We start from the raw sequence: 21,148 nt of genomic DNA on the forward strand, positions 1-21,148 counted from the left end.
AAGATCGGCTTTCAGGATTAATCCCCCGGCGAGTCGCGAGCTCCTCGGAACGTTGTCGCGATCATTGTTTCGTTGCTGGCACTGGCCTGCCAGGTCTCTGACCCACCTCCGAGACTGACGACGAGCACTTCGAGGGGTTGCTGCAGATGACCTGCGTCATAGTGACCTTGTTAATTTGAACTACCCTCTATTCGCAAGCGGTACCGGAAATTCGCAACAGGCACACACTATTCAAGACCACCAGAGGTTTATGTACCGCGATGAAAAAAGCCAATCGTGAAATCGCCGATTCTACGGACGACAAAGCCGACACGCTTAGCCGCAAAGACTACGAAAAACAACTGAAGACCCTGCACGTGGAAATGGTCAAATTGCAGCAGTGGGTGGTCGCCACCGGGGCCAAGGTCGTGATTGTTTTCGAAGGCCGCGACGGTGCCGGCAAGGGCGGCACGATCAAGGCGTTGACCGAGCGCGTCAGCCCGCGGGTTTTTCGTGTGGTGGCCTTGCCGGCACCGTCCGAGCGAGAAAAAAGCCAGATGTACCTGCAACGCTACATGCCGCACTTTCCGGCGGCGGGTGAGGTCGTGATCTTCGATCGCAGCTGGTACAACCGCGCCGGCGTCGAGCGGGTCATGGGGTTCTGCGACGAGAAGCAGGTCACCGACTTTTTAACACTGGCACCGCTGTTCGAGCGTCTTATGGTCAATTCCGGCGTGTTGCTGTTCAAGTACTGGCTGGAAGTCAGCCCTGAAGAACAGACCCGACGGCTCAAGGAGCGCATCACTGACGGGCGCAAGATCTGGAAACTGTCACCAATGGACATCAAGTCCTACAACCGCTGGGACGACTACACGCGCGCCCGTGATGACATGTTCGAAGCCACCGACTCCGACTGGGCACCCTGGAACGTCGCCCGCTCCGAGGACAAGAAATCCGTGCGGTTGAACGTGCTGACTCACTTGCTGAAAAACATCCCCTATAAAAAGGTCAAGCAAGAAAAAGTCAGCCTGCCGAAACGCAAGATCGGCGGCTACAAGGCGACCAATTACCCGTTCAAATACATCGCTGAACCCTATTGAGGAACCTGCCTGATCCGACGACCTTATTCGTCGGATTTGGCCACTCGCGCGGTCTCCTCGATGGCACGGATACTGACCGCGGCAAATATGGCCGTCATCAGAACGCCATTGAAACCCAGCAAGACTGCAAGGCCGCGCGAGAGGGGCGTTTTCGGTACCAGGTCTCCGTAGCCAATGGTCAAGCCGGTCACGAACCCGAAGTAGATACCATCAAACGGCCCCCACCCTTCCAGGTACGCGATGATCAGACCGACCAGTACTATCGTAAACAACAGAATTGAGAAAATCGGCCAGACAACACAAAGGTAGAACCACACTGTTTTGTAAAACTCGCGACGGATTTGCTTTGCATGAGATTGCGTCATGGCATGGGCTTCCTGAAGTTGAGCTTGGCGACATCTGAGTGGGTGGTATGGCGACACCTGACAGCTTGGCACACGTGCGGAGAAAGGAGTTTTCGATGGCCGACTCAAGCAAAAAAATGAGCCTCGTGGGGCTCACTACCCTAGTGATGGTCAACATGATGGGGTCGGGCATCATCATGTTGCCGACCAGCATGGCCCAGCTCGGGGCCATCTCATTGCTGTCCTGGATCGTCACGGCGATTGGCTCCATGGCCATCGCTTACTGCTTTTCTCAGTGCGGCATTTACTGTCAGCGCTCCGGCGGGTTATCCGCCTACACCGAAGAAGCGCATGGCAAGTCCGGCTTCTTCCTCTGTTCGTATCTGTACTTCCTGTCGCTGGCCATTGCCAATGTCGCCGTCGCCATCTCCGCCGTGGGTTACATGACCTCGTTCCTGCCCTGGTTGGGCACGGGCGCGATCCCCCTGTTCATCGGTACTGTCGGCCTGCTGTGGCTGACCACTGTCGCCAACTTCGGTGGCCCCGGCATCACCGGCAAGATCGGTGCGATTACCGTTTGGGGGGTGATCATTCCGGTGGCGGGTCTGAGCATTATTGGCTGGTTCTGGTTCAAACCGGAGATATTGGTGTCCGCCTGGAACCCGAATAATCTTTCCAACGCGCAGGCGATCAGCAGCGCGATTCCGCTGACACTCTGGGCGTTTCTGGGCATGGAATCAGCGGCGCAGGCCAGCGACGCCGTTGAAAACCCCAAGCGTACCGTACCGCTGGCCTGTCTGTTCGGAACGTTGGGTGCTGCGGTGGTCTACGTGCTCTCGACGACCGTTATCCAGGGCATCATTCCCAATGAAGAACTGGCTAACTCCTCGGCACCCTTCGCGCTGGTCTACGCGCAAATGTTCAACCCCACGGTGGGAACTATCATCATGGCGCTGGCGGTGATGGCGTGTGTGGGCTCGCTGCTGGGATGGCAGTTCACCTTGGCTCAAACAGCGAAAATGACCGCCGACCAAGGGATGTTTCCGAAATTGTTCAGCAAGCTCAACAGGCACAGCGCGCCCGTCATAGGCATGCTTGTGTGTGGTGTGTTGCAAACGCTGATGGCCCTGTCGACCATTTCACCCAATGCCGCGGCCCAGTTCGGCAAACTGGTCAATCTGGCCGCCGTGACCAATCTGATCCCTTACGTGACGGCGCTGACCGGGCTGCTGGTCATGATGTACAAGGCGCGGGTTTCGTCAGCGGTTTACCTGCGCAATACCCCCGTGTTGCTGATCGCGCTGGCCTATTCATTGTATGCCCTGCACTCGTGCGGCAAGGACGCGGTGTTCGGGGGCGCCCTTGTGCTGGTGTTCGGCTATCCGCTGTATGGCTGGCTCGCCAAGCGTTTTGCCGACGTGTCTCCCATCGACCCCGCCAGGGTCGACGTCCCTTAGGTCTGGTTTCTGGACGGTACTGACATCTGAACGCGGGGAATGGGACATGAATGCACAACGAAGCAAAACCATCGTACTGCTCTTTGCCTGCCTGCCACTGCTGGCCAGCGCCAACACCCTCGAACGGGTGCGCTCAAGCAATACGTTGACCCTCGGCTACCTGCCTGACTTCGCCCCCTTCAGCGTCAACGTGGGAGACAAGGTCCAGGGTTATGCCATCGGTCTTTGCGACAAAATCGCCGACAAGGTCAAGGCCGAACTGGGTTTGCCCGAACTACAGGTGAGTTACCTGCCTGTCACTGTCGCCGATGAGATCAGTGCCGTCAGCTCAGGCAAGGTCGACCTCCTCTGCACGCCAACACCTCCCACACTGGAACGACGCAAGACAGTGAGCTATTCGGTGCCGGTTTACACCGCAGGCCTCTCGGCAGTGGTGCACCAGGATGCCCCGGCGACGCTGCTGGACGTGCTCAATGGCAAAGTTGCCCACACAGGACCCACTTGGCGTGCCACGGTCAACCGTGGTCTGTCAAACCAGACTTACGTCACCACGGCAGGAGGCGTGAGCGAGGCGTGGATTCGTCAGCAGATGCGCTTGCTCGGAGTGATCGCCACACTGATCACGGTCAACACGACCGCCGAAGGTCTCGATTTGGTCGCCAAAGGCAAAGCCGACGCAATGTTCAGCGAACGGATGATGCTCAGGAACCTCCTCGACAGCCGTTACCCGACTGGCAACCTGGTCCTGCTGGAGCGTATTTTCGAGTACGCCCCAACGGCCATGGCAGTACCGCGCGACGATGAAGATTTCCGCTTGCTGGTCGACACCACGCTGAGTGAAATGTACCGCTCCGGTGAGATTGAACAGGCGTACGATAAGTACCTGGAAGGCGCCAGCGACACGACCAAAAAGCTGTTCAAGGTCTATGCGTTGCCATAGCGCCGGTGAAAACAGACGGTGTCCACTGGAGAACTCCCGTGATCAAGCACTTGATTCCCCCTGTCATTGTCGCCCTGCTCATCACGATCAGCGGTTCGTCCTGCCATGGCCCTGAGCAAGACAATAACGAAAACGCCGTGCAGCATCCGCCGTTTACCGATGGCAATGGCAAGTACATTCCGCAGCAGCAACTTCAGCCTTCGACGATGCCTCGGCAGAGAATGTGAAGAGCGCTCAACTGTCCTTCGGTTGTTGCGCGGGGGCCGTATACCACTTGTCCCTGGACACCCACTTCTCTGCCTGCGGATCACCCAGATAATGCGGCGACATGATCTGCACGCCGTACTCATTGAACACATCCTGGATATTGGCGTGCAGCATGCTCAGCAACTCCGCACGCGGTCGAGGCTGGCTGGGAATGGCCTGGGCTACCAGACGGTACTCGGGATAGAAATCTGACAACGCGGTTTGAAACACCTGGGGGGCCGGGTCTTCAAGAATGCCTTGGGTTCGTTTGGCGGCTTTCAGCAACATCGCTTCCACTTGCCGCCACGGCGTGTCGTAGCCAATGGTCACGACGGTATCGACCACGTAACCGGCGCCCTGCACGGTGCGCGAGTAATTCTTGGTCACGGTGTTGGTGATCATGGAATTGGGCAGGGTCAACACTTCGCCCAGGCCCGTGCGGATTCGCGTGGTGAACATACCCAACTCAGTCACCGTGCCTTCGTAGTCGCCAATGCGTACAAATTCGCCGGGACGCAATGTGCGGGTGTAAGTCAGGATCAATCCCGCCGCGGCCTGGCCAACCACACTGGACGCGCCCAGCGAAATCATCAAACCGATCAGCACCGACAAACCTTTAAACGCATCGGTCCCGGCGCCCGGCAGGTACGGATAGGCCATGGCCAATGCAAACAACCACACTGCCAGGGACACCAGGCGCTGGGTCGGTTGCAGGGTTTCATGGTTCAGCCAACTGACAGTGCCGGGGGTCGCCATGCGCCGAAGAACCCGGCGCATGAAAGCAGTAACGCCTCGGGCAATGAAATAGATCGCCACCGCCACGCCCAGCCCGGGAATGGCGCCCAGGATGCCTTGCAGCAAATAGTCGCCGAGCTCCAACAGGTAGGCGTTTAGGCGTTCGCCCCATGGCCGCGTGTAGGGGAAACGCGACAGGACAAACCCCAGCCATTCATAGGTGAGCAACACCACCACGGCCCAGCGCAGCCACTCAAACGCACGACTGACCAACGGATAGAGGTAACTGACGTCGAAAAGCTGTGTACGCCCGACCTTCAGCGCCTGGCTATGACGATGCACCAAGCCGGGAAGTTTCTTCAGCAGTTTGCGTCGCAGGTACGCCATGGCGTAGAGCAAGGCGATGTACATACCGGTCGCGAGCACCGCAGCGCCAATTGACCTGATGATCAACTGCACGCTATGCGCTTCCTGGGTTTCAGACACCACCAGACGCAGATTTTGCGCTGCCGCTTCGGCAGCCTGCTGCGCCGAATCGAATTCGCTGGCGTCGACATCCTTGGCCGAAACGATAAACGCGCGCCGGTTGCCCAGCAGCACCATATAGCTGTTCAGCACAGGGGCGACGCTGACGTTCAGATCATCCGCCTCATCCAACGCTTCGCCGATCACCGCTTTCGCGCGCTTGACCCGCGACACCGGAGGTTCACCCAATATCGTTGCGCGAAACACCATGACGCTACGGTTGGCGACCTTCAATTCGGCCGGCGGATCCACCACGCTGGGTGCATTTTCGGCCCACACCAACACCGACCCGCACATCCCGACAACGATCAATATCACTGCGAGCAACCTGCTCCGCATGCGTCAGTTCCTTACGTCGAAGGATTAGGACAGGGTCTGTATGGCAGCGTAGTTGAGCGATGAGCGGTTGTCAGATTCCCGCCGGCGGTCCTGGCTAAGCGATTGGGTAGCAGCCAGCGAGCCAAAAAAACAGGAGCGCGGCAAGCCGGGCTCCTGTTTTTTTGTCTGGACTTACTGCGTCAGCAGCACTTCGGCCCAGCCTTGCTGCCGTATCGAGCTTCCTGGCGCTCCCGGAAGAACACCTCGTAGCTCATCACCGGTTTGTCCGGATGCTTGTTCTGCATGTGCTCGACATAGGTGTCGTAGTCCGGCATGCCCACCATCAGGCGCGCGGCCTGACCGAGGTATTTACCGAGTCGACTCAGGTCATTAAACATCAATCCCCTCCTCCATCAAGCCTGTGGAATGGCCTGATACGGCGCTTCTTTGTCCGTACGCTCCTTGGTGCCCCAGGCGGCGATGCCGACCTTGAGCGCAAAGAACAGAATGCTGAAGACCACAAACAGGAACAGCGCTGTCAGTGTCGCATTGGTGTAGGCGTTGAAGATCACGTGCTGCATCTGGTCAATGCTCTTGGCCGGGGCCAGCACCTGACCGTTGGCCAGCGCGTCGCTGTACTTCTTCGCCAGAGCGAGGAAACCGATGGCCGGATTGGCGTCGAACAGCTTGATGAAGCCTGCGGTCACGGTGCAGATCAGCAACCAGACCGCCGGCAGCATCGTGACCCAGATGTAGCGTTGGCGCTTCATCTTGATCAGCACAACCGTTGCCAACATCAGCGCGATACCCGCCAGCATCTGGTTGGAGATACCGAACAGCGGCCACAAGGTGTTGATCCCACCCAATGGGTCGATCACGCCCTGGTACAGCAAGTAACCCCACATCGCCACGCAACCCGCGGTGGCGATCAGGTTGGCGGGCCAGGAGTCTGTGCGTTTCAGCGCCGGGACGAAGGAACCGAGCAAGTCCTGGAGCATGAAACGACCGGCACGGGTACCGGCATCGACCGCGGTCAGGATGAACAGCGCTTCGAACAGAATCGCAAAGTGGTACCAGAAAGCCATGGTGTTTTCACCCGGCAGAACATGGTGCAGGATCTGTGCGATGCCGACCGCCAGAGTCGGCGCACCGCCGGCACGAGCGAGGATGGTAGTTTCGCCGATGTCATGGGCCACCGCTTGCAGCGCTTCCGGGGTAATCGCAAAGCCCCAGCTGCTGACGGTTTGAGCGACGGAGACAACGTCCGCGCCGACCAACGCCGCCGGGCTGTTCATTGCAAAGTACACACCTGGCTCGATCACCGAAGCGGCAACCATGGCCATGATGGCGACGAACGACTCCATCAACATGCCGCCGTAACCGATGTAACGGGCATGACCTTCACTGGCCAACAGCTTAGGCGTGGTGCCGGAGGCGATCAGCGCATGGAATCCCGAGACCGCGCCACAGGCGATGGTGATGAACAGGAACGGGAACAAGCCACCTTTCCACACCGGGCCGGTGCCATCGATGAACTGGGTCAGCGCCGGCATTTTCAGCTCGGGCATGGTCACCAGAATGCCGATGGCCAAGGCGACGATGGTGCCGATCTTCAGGAACGTCGACAGGTAGTCGCGCGGGGCCAGGATCAGCCAAACCGGCAGTACCGCGGCAACAAAACCGTAGCCGATCAGCATCCAGGTGATCTGGATACCGGTAAAGGTAAAGGCTTTTGCCCACACCGGGTCAGCCGCGATCTGCCCACCGAGCCAGATCGAGCCGAGCAGCAATGCCACGCCGACCACGGAGATTTCGCCAATGCGGCCTGGGCGGATGTAGCGCATGTAAATGCCCATGAACATCGCAATCGGGATGGTCGCCATTACCGTGAAAATGCCCCACGGGCTCTCGGCCAGCGCTTTCACCACGATCAGCGCCAGCACCGCGAGGATGATGATCATGATCAGGAAGCAGCCGAACAGCGCGATGGTGCCGGGGATGCGGCCCATTTCTTCACGGACCATGTCGCCCAGCGAACGACCGTTGCGGCGGGTGGACATGAACAGGACCATGAAGTCCTGAACCGCACCGGCCAGCACCACGCCGGCGATCAGCCACAATGTGCCGGGCAGATACCCCATCTGCGCCGCCAGTACCGGACCGACCAAGGGACCCGCGCCGGCAATGGCCGCGAAGTGATGACCGAAAAGGATGTGTTTGTTGGTCGGAACGTAGTCCAGGCCATCGTTATTGATGACCGCGGGCGTGGCACGATTGGGATCGAGTTGCATCACTTTGGTCGCGATGAACAGGCTGTAGTAGCGGTAGGCAACAAGGTAGATCGCGACAGCTGCGACGACGATCCAGAGGGCGTTGATCGCTTCGCCGCGGCGCAGGGCCACGACACTTAGCGCAAACGCTCCCAGAACAGCCACGGCAAACCAGGCGAGGTGTTTAGCCAGACGGGGCATAGCGTGTCTCCTGCCGACAGCCAGTGGCTGCGGCGGTAATTTTTATAATTGTGTCCGCGGTGCGGAGCTGGCCCAATATCCCCGCATGCCGTCTACAAATAAATCCGCGTTACTACGTACGCCACATCTACGTAGTTCTACGTAGACGGAGTTGATCCCACAGGGGCTGTTGTCATTCAAACCGACACATCGCGGCAGTCATTCCGTCCAGCAGCGCTACTGGACATGCAGCCCTTTGGCCTATCATGCCGGCCTTCGCCCTTCTTCGGTCCGGCCTGGAGCCAAGATGCAGCTCAAACACAAAATCGTCGCGCTCGGGATTCTGCCGCTGGTATTGGCCATCGCGGTCATCTGCGCGCTGGTGATTTCGCTGAACCGCCAACTCGGCGATCAACAGGCCCAGTTGATTGAAGACAGCATCCTGGCCAGCAAGCGTGCCGAGCTGAAAAACTACGTCGAAATGGCGCAAAGCCTGATAGCGCCGCTGTACGACGATGGCCACGGTGACGCGCATGCCCAGCAGCTTGTACTGGAAGAACTGCGCAAGCTCAGCTTCGGCATCAACGGCTACTTCTTCGTCTATGACCGCGAAGGCCGCAGCCTGATGCACGCGCGCCAGACTGAACTGGTGGGCAAGTACCTATGGGACATGAAAGACCCGCACGGTTTGCCCGTGATTCAGGCACTGCTCAAAAGTGCGCAATCGGGCGAAGGCTTTCAGCGTTACGCCTGGAACAAACCCTCCTCCGGCCAAGTCACCGACAAACTCGCCTACGTGGTGATGTTAGACCGCTGGGGCTGGATGCTCGGCACCGGCATTTACCTGGAGGACGTCGAGCGCGCCACGCAGCAGGCCCGTGACGAAGTGGCTCAGGGTATCCGCAAGACCATGCTGGCGATTGCCGTGGTGGCGCTGGTGGCCGTGCTGTTTGTGTTCGCCAGTGGCATGACGCTGAACGTCAGCGAACATCGCCTGGCGGATAAAAAATTGCAGCGCCTGACACAGCGCATCGTCAGCCTGCAGGAAGAGGAGCGATCACGGGTGTCCCGTGAGCTGCACGACGGCATCAGCCAGTTGCTGGTGTCGATCAAGTTTCGCTTCGAACTGGCCAGCCATCTGCTCGAAAACGAACAAGGCCACGACAAGGGCTTGAGCACGCTGAAGGACGCCACCGAACGCCTGGGCGAAGCCATTGGCGAAGTCCGCAGCCTCTCCCACGACCTGCGTTCTTCCTTGCTCGACACCTTGGGGTTACCGGCTGCCATCGGCCAACTTGCCGCCGAATTCGAGCAACGCAGTGGTCTGAAAGTGACGTATGACGACAACGAATTCGACTGTCACCTGGTCGATGGCGCGGCCGTCGCGCTGTTCCGTATTGTGCAAGAAGGACTGACCAATATCGAACGCCACGCTCAGGCAAAAAACGTTTCCATTACCCTGCACGGCGCTAAAGAATCGGTACGCCTGAGCGTGGTGGATGATGGTATCGGATTCAACGTCGCCCAAGTCGAACGTCGTCACGCGGGCATTGGCTTGCGCAACATCCGTGAACGCGTCGAGCATTTTGGCGGACGTTTCGAGCTGATCTCAATGCCCGGCAGAAGTGAGCTGGACGTGCAGCTGCCGATGAAAGTGCCCTCGACGAAACGCTGACTCACCCCATACAACAAGAGTGAACACCCGCGATGAACCTGCCCTACCCGATCCGTGTCGCCCTGGTCGACGATCATTCCCTGGTCCGTGACGGGATCAAAGCGCTGTTGGCGGTCATGGCCCCCCTGGAAGTGGTGGGCGAAGCCGAGAGCGGCGCGCAGGCGATCGAGATGGTCGGGCGCTGCAAACCAGACCTATTGCTGGTTGATATCAGCTTGCGCGACATGAACGGCCTCGAACTGACGCGCGTAGTGCGCAGCCAACACCCGGCGCTGAAAGTGCTGGTATTGAGCATGTACGACAATAACGAATACGTAAGCGAGTCGGTGCGTGCCGGCGCCAGCGGCTATGTGCTGAAGAATTCGCCCTCGCGGGAAATCATTGCGGCCATCGAAGCCATTGCCAGCGGCGGCACCTTCTACAGCGCCGAAATTGCCCAGCGCCTGATCGCCGATAAAAGCACCGACAACGAGCTGACACCGCGCGAAAGCCAGGTGCTGTACAAAATGGCTCAAGGCCTGAACAACAAGGAGATGGCCCGAGAGCTCGACATCAGCGTGCGCACGATCGAAACCCATCGCTTGAGCATCCGCCGCAAACTCAACATCGACAAGCCGGCGGCGCTGGTCAAATACGCGATCGATCACGGAATCATTTCGCGCTAGGAAATAATCCGGCGCAGGCCACTCGACAGCACCATCAGACGTCTATGCTCCAGTGATCTTTCTTGGCTGAACACGGAACAATGCCCCCAAGTCGATCCCCGCCGATGCACCCGGCCTACCTCACCCTGCTGGGTGCGCTGGTTCTGAGCGGATGCATTCAGCTCGGCCCGGATTTCCAGCCGCCGGGTCAGGAATGGATCAAACATTGGGACACTCCGTCCCTTGAGCAATCCAGCCAACGCGGGGCAAATCCGGATTTGCGCCAGTGGTGGCATGTCTTCAACGACCCGGTGCTCGATCAACTCATTGCACAGGCAGATGCTTACAATTCCAACCTTAAAATTGCGGGTCTGCGTGTGATGGAGTCCCGCGCCCAATTGGGCATTTCGCAAAGCACGCTGTACCCGCAACTGCAGCAAGTCAGCGCGGACAGTTTGTACGTCAAACGTCACCAATACGGTGGAAACAACCCGCAAGACAACAATTTCTGGCAACACAGTGCCGGGTTTGACATTGGCTGGGAGCTCGACTTCTGGGGGCGCTTTGCCCGCGCCATCGAATCCGCCGATGCGCTTTATTTTGCGGCCCAGGCCAACTACGAAGACGTGCTGGTCTTGCTACGCGCCCAGGTGGCGGATACCTATTATTTGCTGCGCACCACCGAAGCCCGTCTGCGCGTCGCCCGTGAAAACGCCAAACAGCAAAAGCGCAATTTCGAGATCACCGAAAAACTGTTCAAGAGTGGCCAGGATGCCGAGCTCGATCTGCAACAGGCCAAAACCCAATACTTGGGCACGCTGGCCACTATCCCCAACCTCCAGGACCAGCTGCAAAGGACCCGTAATGCGCTGGCCGTGTTGATCGGGCAACCGCCGGGCGGGCTGCCTCAGGTGGTCGATAATGACCGCCTGGTGCCGCTGGTCGATCGCGCGGTGTTGCAAGATGTGCCCGCGAACCTGTTATTGCGTCGGCCCGACGTGCGCGCCGCCGAACTCAACGTGGCCGCCCAAGGTGCGCTGATTGGCGTGGCCGAAAGTGATTTCTATCCGTCACTGACGTTGTTTGGCAGCATTGTCTGGTCGACTGACACGCTTCAGGGCACGTCCAGCAGACTGGACCTGGTGGGTGGTCCCAGCCTGCGCTGGAATGTGTTCGATTACGGGCAGATCGCCAACAACGTGCGCGTACAGGACGCACGGTTGCAGGAATTGATCGAAGCCTACCGCGACAAGGTTCGCCAGGCCGCGCGCGAGGCGGACGATGCGGCCAGCGGCCTGATCCAGTCCCTTGAGAGCGAGCGCATCCTGCGTGAAGCCGGTGTGGCTGCCAAGCGCTCGCTGACGCTGGCCAGCGTGCAGTTTCGCGAAGGTTACTCCGACTTCCAGCGGGTGCTCGACGCGCAACGGGCGCTGCTGGAACAGCAGGACACCTACTTGATCGCACGCGGCAATGCCGTCAGCAATGTCATCGCCTTGTACAAGGCATTGGGTGGAGGTTGGTACTCCGCCCTGCCATGGGTTGACCCGGCCACCCGCCATCTGATGGAACAACGCACCGACTGGGGCAACATGCTGGGCGAGCCCGCCGCCGGCCTGCCCACTTTCCCGCTACCCGCCAAGGACAACAGCCATGAATGACGCCGCGCAGCCCTCTCCCAACGCCGCCGCGCCCGTGACGGCCGATCCGGCGAAAAAAGGCATCAAATGGGTATTGCTGCTGATCATCCTGAGCCTGGTCTGGTACCTCTTGGCCGACCGTTTTACGCCCTATACGCAACAGGCCCGGGTCGGTGCATTCGTCATTCCCGTGGCATCGGAAGTGGCGGGCCGGGTGATCCGGGTAAACGTTCACAACAATCAAATCGTCAAGGCCGGCGACGTGGTTTTCGAGGTGGATCCGGCCCCTTACAAGATTGCCGTCGACCGCGCCCGCGCCGACCTCGAGGCGACCCGTCGGCAGTTGGGCGCCAGCACGGCGGGGATTGCCTCGGCGCAAGCAGCCTTGCGCGCCGCCCAGGCCAACGAAACCAAGGCCCGTCAAGAGAATCAACGCCTGGAAGGGTTGTATCGCGAAGATCCGGGGACCATATCCGTGCGGGTTCTCGACGCGTCACGCACCAGCCGCGAAGCCGCAATCAGTCAAACGGCCGCCGCCCGTGCCGAAGTAGAGCGCGCAAAAGAAACTGAAGGCGGGGGTGAAGACGTCAACGCGAAACTGCGCAGTGCCGCGACAGCGCTGGAGAAAGCCGAACTGGACCTGTCCAACACACAAACACGCGCACGCTCGGCGGGGTTGATCACGGACCTGCGCACCGACGTCGGCCAGTTCGCCGCGGCCGGCAGCCCGGTCATGACCCTGATCACCATTCAGGACATCTGGATCACGGCCGACATGACCGAGAACAACCTCGGTCTGGTACGGCCCGACACGCCAGTGTCCATCGTCCTTGATGCAGTGCCGGGTGAAGTCTTTGAGGGCCATGTCCGCAGTGTCGGTTATGGCATCAGCGTCGGGCAGCCAACACCCCCCGGTACCTTGCCCGGCATCCAGAACAGCCGGGACTGGCTGCGCCCCGCCCAACGCTTCCCGGTGATCATCGAGTTTTCCGAGCAGTCCATGAACACCCTGCGCGGTAGCGGTAACATCCGTGCCGGCGGACAGGCTGAAGTCATGGCTTTCCCTTTACCAGGCAATTGGCTAAACCCACTGGGTCACGCATTTTTAGGCCTGATGAGCTGGCTGTCCTATGCCTACTAAACGCACGCCACGGGAGCAACGCGCATTGCGCTTGGCCAGTGGCGCGGCACTGTGCCTGGCTGTGAGTTTCGGCCTGGCGCTGCCCATTCCGTTTCTTGCGCCCGTGCTGTGCCTGTTGCTCCTGGCCTCGGTCAATCGCCCGCTACCGTTCAAGGCGGCGATCGTACTCGCCCTGGTCGCCATGCTGACCACGGGCATCGGCCTGTTATTGATCCCGATCCTGCGTTACTACCCGTTGACTGGCGTGTTGTTGGTCACGCTCAGCCTGTTCCTGGTGTTCCGCTGGGGACTCAGTGGCGGCAATAATCTGATCGTGACCTTGCTGGTGATGGGGCTGACGATGATCTCTTCGGCGGGCGTCGCCGAGTTCGACCTGGCGGCTATGGTCATCGGCGCCTTGGTCAAAGGTCTGTTACTGGCGGTGATGGTGGTGGCGCTCAGTCACTGGCTGTTTCCTGAGCCTGCCGATGCGCCGACGCCGCCGGCCGCCTCGTCACCGAAAGGAGTAGAAGCCAGTCGGATTGCGCTACGTGCCACCATGATCGTCTTGCCTACATTCTTGCTGGCGATGATCGACCCGGCGGCCTACCTGCCGATTATCCTGAAAGCCGTCGGCCTGGGTCAGCAATGCTCCACCATCAGCGCCCGCAATGCCGGGCGCGAACTACTGGGAGCCACCCTGCTCGGCGGCTTGCTGGCCATCGTGTTCTGGTGCGCTCTAAGCCTGTTTGTGCACCTGTGGATGTTCTTCCTTTGGATGCTGCTGTTCGGCCTGATCCTGGCGCGCAAGCTGTATGCCCTAAGCCCGAGCCGTTATAGCCCGGGGTTGTGGCTCAACACCTTTATCACGTTGATCATCCTCCTGGGGCAGTCCGTGCAGGACAGCGCCTTGGGCAAAGACGTCTACACCGCCTTCGCCGTGCGCATGGGACTGTTCATCGCCGTCACGTTGTACGCGTGCGTGATGGTTCGATGGCTTGACCGGCCAACACAGGCCCGGGCTCATGGATTGACCTGATAACCCTTGCCTTGCAGGCAACTGGTATAGGCGGCCTGGTTATTGGCAGAACTGGTTTTTTCATTCGCACGGCGTTCCTGCCGCTGGCGCGAACCGCCCACCACGGCACCGGCCGCCGCGGTCTGTTTGGCTTGATTCTGGCGATATTCCTGCTTCACGTTGTCATTGGCGCCCTCATAAAACTCGTCGTGCTGGCGCCCGCGTGCGTCGGCTGCAACAGCACCGGCTGCGGCACCGACCGCAGCGCCGCGCACTCGTCCTCCGGAAGTTGACGGGGTGGTTGAAGCCGTCTGGCTGGCCGCGATGCTTTGGCATTCATTGATATCCAGCTGGGTCTGTTGCGAACTCTGGCCTTTGGTCGGCACTACGGTTTGCGCCCAGCCCTGGGCACATGAAACCGATAATGCGACACACAGGCTGATGGCAGACAACTTAGGCATGATGACCTCCTGCGCGGCACGGGTAGACCATTCACTACGGGGCCCGCGCTTGACTGAGCATCAAGAAGTGTAGATCAGCCATCACCCGACTCAGGGGCATTTGTGTCGATTGCGGCCCGTCAACATAAAACTTTTCGATCGTTTTGGCCTGATGACCTAACCTCATAGGCGGAGTGACCAACAACAGAGCCGAACGCCTATGCGTCATGCATTGATGTCAGTGATTTTCGTCGCGCTCACGCTGCTGGTACACAGTGGTGCAGCGCATTCCGCCACCGACCCGTTGGCGACGTCAACCATTACGCCAGACGCTTCATCGTTTACGGTGTCCACCAGTGAACTTCAAGGCCTGCAACTGCGGCTGGACCTGATCAAGCAACGGGTTTCGCTGGCCAATAACGTCACCATGATGATCGGCCTGCAAGACTCCGTTCAGTCGTTTATCAACGACGTCGACAACCTGCAGTCATCGTTGCTGCCCGAGCAGAAACAGTTACAAGCGCAACTTGATGTGTTGAGCGGTCCTGTTTCCCTGGGTGGCGAAGCCGTCGAGAAGTCGGACATCACCACGCAACGCGACGTCCTTTCCGAGCAAAAGAAGGTCGTCGATGCCAGTTTGAAAATCCTCGCCGCGTTGAGAGCCAGCGCCGTTGACCTGCTTACTCAGATCGCCAGTATCCGGCGCAGTCTTCTGGAAACCGAAGTCATGCTGCGCAGCGGCAGCATCTTGGGACGGGCATTTTGGGAGCCGTTATTCAATCCACCCATGGAGGATCGCCTTCGATTCAACAACTTCATCGAGCAGGCCAGCAACACCCTCGCGGCCGCCTGGCAACCCGGCCAGCGTTTGTCGGCCGTCATGCTGATTTTGCTGGCCTTGGTCATTTGGATCTGGGGCCGGCTATTGGCTGATCGCGGGCTGACCTGGGTCTGCATTCATCGCCTGCCTGAAGGGCGATTGCGGCGAAGCACGCTGGCTCTGGCGTCTGTCGTGGCCACCTTGTTGACCACGGCCTGTGCATTGCAATTGCTGTTTTACGCGCTCACGCGAGAACTGCCGTTGTCGCCGATGATCCAGAACTACGCCGAGGAATTCGAACGAGTCGTTTATACCTGCGTCCTGATCACCGGACTAAGCCGGGCGCTGCTGGCGAATCAGCATCCTTCCTGGCGCCTGCCAGCGATCGACGATTCCGTTGCGATAGCGATCGAACCCGTTCCCAGATTACTCGCCGGGACCTTGTTGGTGATGGCATCGCTGGCGCAAATCACCAATGTGGCCGGCATGAGCGGGCCCACCACGCTGATGGGGCGCGGCCTGATCGCGCTGGCGGTAGCCGTGATTTTCACGTTGCTATTGCGCCGCGCCAGCCATGCCCGAAGACTTCTGGTAGCCGCCGGTGAAAGCATTGAAGCGAGCACCGCCCTGGCGGGCCTGATTTACACCTGCACGATCGTCGCGGTGGTCGTCTCGTTTTTCGCCCTCCTGATTGGCTATGTCTCCTTGGCACGATTCATCACTTACGAACTGGTCTGGGGCTTTATCGTCCTCTCCGGCTTCTACATGCTGATCCAGTTGCTCAAGGACAGTTGCGAATACCTGTTCTCACCCAAGAGCCCCAGCGGCAAAGCGGTTAAACAGCTGCTGGGAATGGGCGATGTGCGCCTTGAACAAATCTCGATTATCTTGTCCGGGGCCGGTCGCGCGACGTTGATACTGTTGGCGGTCATTTCACTGTTTGTCGGCGGCGTGGGCACCACCCTCGGGCAACTGGTGACCCAGGCGCTGTCGATTCTCGGCGGCGACGGCTTGCGCAAGCTGAACATCATTCCTGGCCATTTACTCAATGCCATCCTGGCCCTGGTGATTGGCATCTACCTGATTCGTGCCCTGTGCCGATGGCTGGATGACGAGTTCCTGCCGAAAACCGACATGGACCCCGGCATGTGTGCCTCGCTGAGCACGCTGTTCGCCAACATCGGCTATGCCCTGGTGATCCTGCTGACGTTGTCATCGCTGGGCATCGAATGGACCAACCTGGCGTGGATAGTCAGCGCCCTGTCGGTGGGTATCGGTTTCGGCTTGCAGGAAATCGTCAAGAACTTCGTCTCCGGCCTGATCCTCCTGACCGAGCGCCCGGTCAAGGTCGGCGACCTGATCAGCATCAGCGGCGTCGAGGGTGATATCCGCCGCATCAACGTCCGGGCCACTGAAATACAACTCGCCGACCGCTCGATTGTGATCGTGCCCAACTCTCAATTGATCTCGCAAAACCTGCGCAACGTGACGCTGGGCGGCAGTGCCCAAGGTGTGGCGAGCCTTGAGTTGGTGTTTCCCCTGGACATCGACCCGGAGCAGGTGAAAGACCTGCTGTACGACACCTACCAAGAGAACGAAAACATCCTCGATAAACCGGCGACGTTTGTCCGCTTCAGCAAGCTCAGCCCGGATGGCATCACCTTGACCATCACCGGTTTCGTCAGCAGCCCGAGAATTGTCGGCATCACCAAAAGCGACTTGCTGTTCGAGATTCTCAAGCGACTGGGCGCGGCCGGCATTGAACTGGCCAAACCGCCGACGGCGTAGGATTGATGAGCGCTGTTCATAACTCTATAAACGAAATACGCAAAAACATTCGCCGATCAGGCGGGTCACTCTTTCTGTGAGCCTTGGCTACGCCCAACCACACAGGAAACGACGCAATGGACAACCGTGCCCCGCTACCCCTTTCCAGACGAACATTCCTGATCGTGGGTGTCGTCACTGCGACCGCCATGGTGCTGCCGCCCTTTATCTCGGCCAAAGCCTGCGCCGCCAATGCCGCGCGGCCGATCACGTCGGTCGTGTCCCTGATGGTAAACGGCGAACAGCGCAAACTGGACCTCGACAGCCGTACCACGCTACTCGACGCGTTGCGCGAACACTTGCACCTCACAGGCACCAAAAAAGGCTGTGACCATGGCCAGTGCGGCGCGTGCACGGTGATCGTCGATGGCCGGCGCATCAATGCGTGCCTGACGCTGGCGGTGATGCACGACGGTGCGAAGGTCACGACCATCGAGGGCTTGGGCACGCCTGAAAAGCTCCACCCGATGCAAGCTGCGTTCATCAAGCACGACGGTTACCAATGCGGGTATTGCACACCGGGACAGATCTGCTCGGCGGTCGCGGTGCTGGAGGAGATCCGCGCCGGCATTCCGAGTCATGCCAGCGCCAGCCTTACCGATTCGCCGAAGCTGATCGCCAGTGAACTGCAGGAGCGCATGAGCGGCAATATCTGCCGCTGTGGTGCCTATTCCAACATCATCGAAGCGATCACCGAAGTCGCCGAGGCCGACCTATGAGGCCCTTCACCTACCTGCGTGCCAACACCCCCGCGGAGGCCGCCGCACTGGCCGCTCAAGTCAACGGCTCACGGTTTATCGCCGGCGGCACCAACCTGCTCGACCTGATGAAACTGGACATCGAAACGCCCACGCACCTGATTGATGTCAACGGGCTGGCGCTGGACCGGATCGAAGCCACGCCCGACGGTGGCCTGAGAATCGGTGCACTGGTGCGCAACACCGACCTCGCTGCCGACGCCCGGGTTCGCAAGGACTACGCGCTGCTGTCCCGCGCCCTCCTCGCCGGTGCTTCCGGCCAGTTGCGCAACAAGGCGACCACCGCGGGTAACCTGTTGCAACGCACGCGCTGCCCGTATTTCTACGACACCCACCAGGCTTGTAATAAACGCCAACCCGGAAGCGGCTGCGCAGCCCTTGATGGTTTCAGTCGCTCGTTGGGCATCATCGGCGTGAGCGATGCCTGTATCGCCACGCATCCCAGCGACATGGCCGTGGCCATGCGTGCGCTGGATGCACAGGTCGAAACCGTGCGCCCCGACGGCTCGACACGCGTGATTGCCATCGCCAATTTCCATCGACTGCCGGGCAACACGCCCAACCTCGAAACCACCTTGGCGGCGAATGAGTTGATCACCGCAGTCACCCTGCCGGCGCCACTCGGCGGCCGGCACATTTATCAGAAGGTTCGCGACCGTGCTTCGTACGCCTTCGCGCTGATTTCCGTAGCGGCTGTGATTCAGCAGGACGGCAGCGGCCGCGTCGCGTTGGGCGGCGTTGCGCACAAGCCCTGGCGCGATGAAAAGGCTGAAACGGCAATGCCGCAAGGGGCCAAAGCCGTGACAGATCAGTTGCTCGCCGGAGCGACACCCACCCCGGAAAACGCCTTCAAACTGACCCTGGTCGAGCGCACGCTTGCGTCGGTGATGGCACAAGCGAGGACTCGAGCATGAAATTCGACACCCTCGCCACGACCAATCCCATCGACCAGATGAACGTGGTCGGCAAGCCAACGACCCGTATCGAAGGGCCGTTGAAGACCACCGGCTCTGCGCCTTATGCCTACGAACACCATGACGTAGCACCGAACCAGGCTTATGGCGTGGTGGTCGGTTCGTCCATCGCCAAGGGCCGCATTGCCTCGATGAACCTGGAAGAAACTCAGTCCTCGCCCGGCGTGATCGCCATTGTCACGGCCGCCAATGCCGGCAAACTGGGAAAAGGCAAATACAACACCGCAAAGCTGCTGGGAGGTCCGGACATCCAGCACTACCACCAGGCCGTTGCGCTGGTGGTGGCAGACACCTTCGAGCAGGCACGCGCGGCTGCGCAGTTGCTCGACATCCAGTACGTCAGCAGCGAGGGTGCCTTCGATCTGGCCAGCGTTCGCAACTCCGGCGCGCCCACCGAAGAAGCTCCGGATACCACCCATGGTGACTTTGCCGCTGCGTTCGCGGCAGCGCCGGTGCAGTTTGACGCGACGTACACCACCCCGGATCAAAGCCATTCGATGATGGAACCCTTTGCCTCGACCGCGTCGTGGACGGGCGATCAACTGACCGTGTGGACGTCGAACCAGATGATCGACTGGTCAGTAACGGACCTGGCGACCACGCTCGGTATCCCAAAGAACAATGTCCGCCTGATTTCGCCCTACATCGGCGGAGGCTTTGGCGGAAAGCTGTTTCTGCGTTGCGATGCGCTACTCGCCGCCCTCGGCGCGCGCATGGCCGGTCGGCCGGTGAAAGTCGCGCTGGCGCGGCCGATGATGTTTAACAATTCGACCCACCGCCCGGCGACCATTCAACGCATTCGTATCGGCACCAGCCCTGAGGGCAAGATTACCGCCATGGGCCATGAAAGTTGGTCCGGCGACCTGCCCGGCGGCAAAGTCGAACTGGCCGCGCAACCAAGCAAATTGCTGTACGCCGGGGACAATCGTTTGGTGACGATGCGCTTGAGCACCCTTGACCTGCCGGAAGGCAACGCCATGCGCGCACCGGGCGAAGCACCGGGAATGATGGCGCTGGAAATCGCCATGGACGAGATGGCCGAGAAACTCAAACTCGATCCCGTCGAATTTCGGATCATCAACGACACTCAGGTCGATCCGGTCGACCCCAAGCGTCCGTTCTCCCAGCGGCACCTGGTCGAATGCCTGCGCACCGGTGCCACACGATTTGCCTGGGACAAACGCCACCCTCAACCCGGCACTCAACGCGAGGGCCGCTGGCTGATCGGGATGGGCGTCGGCGTCGCGTTCCGCAATAACCTTCAGGTGAAGTCCGGGGCTCGCGTGCGTCTGGATGCCAATGGAACGGTGACCGTGGAAACGGACATGACTGACATCGGCACCGGCAGTTACACGATCATCGCCCAGACCGCCGCCGAGATGATGGGCGTCGGCCTCAATGACGTGGTGGTGCGGCTAGGCGATTCGAGCTTTCCGGTGTCGTCCGGTTCGGGGGGGCAGTTTGGCGGCAATTGCTCGACGGCGGGTGTGTACGCGGCATGCGTCAAACTGCGCGAAGCGGTGGCCCAACGGCTAGGCATCAGCGTCGAGGATGCGGTGTTTGTCGGCGGTGAAGTGCACGCGGGCGGCAACCGTTTCGCATTGCACGACGCGGCAACCGCAGGCGAAATTGTCGCCGAGGATTCGATCGAATTCGCAGAGCTGAGCAAGCAGTACCAGCAATCGACATTCGGCGCGCACTTTGTCGAAGTGGCCGTCGACAGCGCGACCGGTGAAACTCGCGTGCGCCGAATGCTGGCCGTGTGCGCGGCCGGGCGAATTCTCAATCCGACGTCTGCGCGCAGCCAGGTGATCGGCGCGATGACCATGGGTGTCGGCGCAGCGTTGATGGAGGATCTGGTGGTCGACAAACGCCTGGGCTTTTTCGTCAATCACGACTTGGCCGGCTACGAAGTGCCGGTGCATGCGGACATCCCGCATCAGGAAGTGATTTTCCTCGACGAAACCGACCCGGCCTCCTCGCCCATGAAAGCCAAAGGCGTAGGCGAGCTGGGCTTGTGCGGTGTCAGTGCGGCGATTGCCAATGCGATCTACAACGCCACCGGCGCGCGAGTGCGGGAGTACCCGATCACGCTGGACAAAGTACTGCACGCGTTACCGCCGATGATCTGATCAAACCGG

18 protein-coding genes are annotated in these 21,148 nt (G+C 59.9%); 13 read left to right on the forward strand and 5 right to left on the reverse strand.

Annotation, left to right across the window (positions count from 1 at the left end; genetic code table 11):
• Positions 1-260: 260 nt before the first annotated feature.
• Positions 261-1,079: a polyphosphate kinase 2 gene (gene ppk2 / locus NL116_RS16205; RefSeq protein ID WP_494373049.1), complete on the forward strand. Its 819-nt coding sequence runs from the start codon at positions 261-263 to the stop codon at positions 1,077-1,079.
• 23 nt (positions 1,080-1,102) lie between these two features.
• On the opposite strand, the gene NL116_RS16210 is transcribed toward ppk2, so the two are convergent.
• Positions 1,103-1,444, reverse strand: a complete 342-nt coding sequence (locus NL116_RS16210; RefSeq protein ID WP_494373050.1) for a potassium channel family protein — start codon at positions 1,442-1,444, stop codon at positions 1,103-1,105.
• A gap of 95 nt (positions 1,445-1,539) precedes the next feature.
• On the opposite strand from NL116_RS16210, the gene potE reads away from it, so the two are divergent.
• The 3 genes from potE to NL116_RS16225 are packed head-to-tail and all read left to right on the forward strand — an operon-like array spanning position 1,540 to position 4,047.
• Positions 1,540-2,880, forward strand: coding sequence for a putrescine-ornithine antiporter (gene potE, locus NL116_RS16215; protein WP_494373051.1), 1,341 nt, complete (start codon positions 1,540-1,542; stop codon positions 2,878-2,880).
• Positions 2,881-2,926: 46 nt separating this feature from the next.
• Positions 2,927-3,820, forward strand: coding sequence for an amino acid ABC transporter substrate-binding protein (locus tag NL116_RS16220; protein WP_494373052.1), 894 nt, complete (start codon positions 2,927-2,929; stop codon positions 3,818-3,820).
• 38 nt (positions 3,821-3,858) lie between these two features.
• The gene (locus NL116_RS16225) at positions 3,859-4,047 is read left to right on the forward strand and encodes a hypothetical protein (RefSeq protein ID WP_494373053.1); all 189 of its coding nucleotides are present in this window, start codon (positions 3,859-3,861) and stop codon (positions 4,045-4,047) included.
• A 7-nt stretch (positions 4,048-4,054) separates the two neighbouring features.
• On the opposite strand, the gene NL116_RS16230 is transcribed toward NL116_RS16225, so the two are convergent.
• From NL116_RS16230 to NL116_RS16240, 3 genes are all read right to left on the reverse strand, one after another.
• Positions 4,055-5,665, reverse strand: a complete 1,611-nt coding sequence (locus NL116_RS16230; protein ID WP_494373054.1) for a mechanosensitive ion channel family protein — start codon at positions 5,663-5,665, stop codon at positions 4,055-4,057.
• A gap of 179 nt (positions 5,666-5,844) precedes the next feature.
• The gene (locus NL116_RS16235) at positions 5,845-6,042 is read right to left on the reverse strand and encodes a YbdD/YjiX family protein (RefSeq protein ID WP_007949127.1); all 198 of its coding nucleotides are present in this window, start codon (positions 6,040-6,042) and stop codon (positions 5,845-5,847) included.
• A 15-nt stretch (positions 6,043-6,057) separates the two neighbouring features.
• The gene (locus NL116_RS16240; protein ID WP_494373055.1) at positions 6,058-8,115 is read right to left on the reverse strand and encodes a carbon starvation CstA family protein; all 2,058 of its coding nucleotides are present in this window, start codon (positions 8,113-8,115) and stop codon (positions 6,058-6,060) included.
• A gap of 286 nt (positions 8,116-8,401) precedes the next feature.
• Here NL116_RS16240 and NL116_RS16245 point away from each other — a divergent pair, with 286 nt between their 5' ends.
• The 5 genes from NL116_RS16245 to NL116_RS16265 all read left to right on the forward strand — a co-directional run bounded on the left by NL116_RS16245 (position 8,402) and on the right by NL116_RS16265 (position 14,209).
• The gene (locus NL116_RS16245; protein WP_494373056.1) at positions 8,402-9,769 is read left to right on the forward strand and encodes a cache domain-containing protein; all 1,368 of its coding nucleotides are present in this window, start codon (positions 8,402-8,404) and stop codon (positions 9,767-9,769) included.
• A gap of 32 nt (positions 9,770-9,801) precedes the next feature.
• Entirely contained in the window at positions 9,802-10,434 is a 633-nt protein-coding gene (locus NL116_RS16250; protein ID WP_494373057.1) for a response regulator, read from the forward strand.
• Positions 10,435-10,514: 80 nt separating this feature from the next.
• The gene (locus NL116_RS16255; protein ID WP_494373058.1) at positions 10,515-12,071 is read left to right on the forward strand and encodes a TolC family protein; all 1,557 of its coding nucleotides are present in this window, start codon (positions 10,515-10,517) and stop codon (positions 12,069-12,071) included.
• Positions 12,064-13,191 carry an HlyD family secretion protein gene (locus NL116_RS16260; protein WP_494373059.1) on the forward strand — a complete coding sequence of 376 codons (1,128 nt, stop codon included), beginning with the start codon at positions 12,064-12,066 and terminating at the stop codon, positions 13,189-13,191. The genes NL116_RS16255 and NL116_RS16260 overlap by 8 nt, the downstream gene beginning before the upstream one ends.
• Positions 13,181-14,209: a DUF2955 domain-containing protein gene (locus tag NL116_RS16265; protein WP_494373060.1), complete on the forward strand. Its 1,029-nt coding sequence runs from the start codon at positions 13,181-13,183 to the stop codon at positions 14,207-14,209. The genes NL116_RS16260 and NL116_RS16265 overlap by 11 nt, the downstream gene beginning before the upstream one ends.
• Here NL116_RS16265 and NL116_RS16270 read toward each other — a convergent pair.
• Positions 14,194-14,649 carry a hypothetical protein gene (locus NL116_RS16270; RefSeq protein ID WP_494373061.1) on the reverse strand — a complete coding sequence of 152 codons (456 nt, stop codon included), beginning with the start codon at positions 14,647-14,649 and terminating at the stop codon, positions 14,194-14,196. The two genes, NL116_RS16265 and NL116_RS16270, sit on opposite strands and share 16 nt — an antisense overlap.
• Before the next feature lie 199 nt (positions 14,650-14,848).
• Here NL116_RS16270 and NL116_RS16275 point away from each other — a divergent pair, with 199 nt between their 5' ends.
• From NL116_RS16275 to paoC, 4 genes are all read left to right on the forward strand, one after another.
• Positions 14,849-17,236 carry a DUF3772 domain-containing protein gene (locus NL116_RS16275; protein WP_494373062.1) on the forward strand — a complete coding sequence of 796 codons (2,388 nt, stop codon included), beginning with the start codon at positions 14,849-14,851 and terminating at the stop codon, positions 17,234-17,236.
• Positions 17,237-17,352: 116 nt separating this feature from the next.
• Positions 17,353-17,994 carry an aldehyde dehydrogenase iron-sulfur subunit PaoA gene (gene paoA, locus NL116_RS16280; protein ID WP_494373063.1) on the forward strand — a complete coding sequence of 214 codons (642 nt, stop codon included), beginning with the start codon at positions 17,353-17,355 and terminating at the stop codon, positions 17,992-17,994.
• Complete coding sequence (locus NL116_RS16285; protein WP_494373064.1) at positions 17,991-18,947, forward strand: FAD binding domain-containing protein; 957 nt, start codon at positions 17,991-17,993, stop codon at positions 18,945-18,947. Before paoA ends, NL116_RS16285 begins: the two co-directional genes overlap by 4 nt.
• On the forward strand, positions 18,944-21,139 hold the full coding sequence (paoC, locus tag NL116_RS16290) for an aldehyde oxidoreductase molybdenum-binding subunit PaoC (RefSeq protein WP_494373065.1): 2,196 nt from the start codon (positions 18,944-18,946) through the stop codon (positions 21,137-21,139). The genes NL116_RS16285 and paoC overlap by 4 nt, the downstream gene beginning before the upstream one ends.
• The last annotated feature ends 9 nt before the right edge of the window (positions 21,140-21,148 follow it).

The sequence above is a fragment of the Pseudomonas sp. FBCC-B1667 genome, from assembly GCF_059133255.1.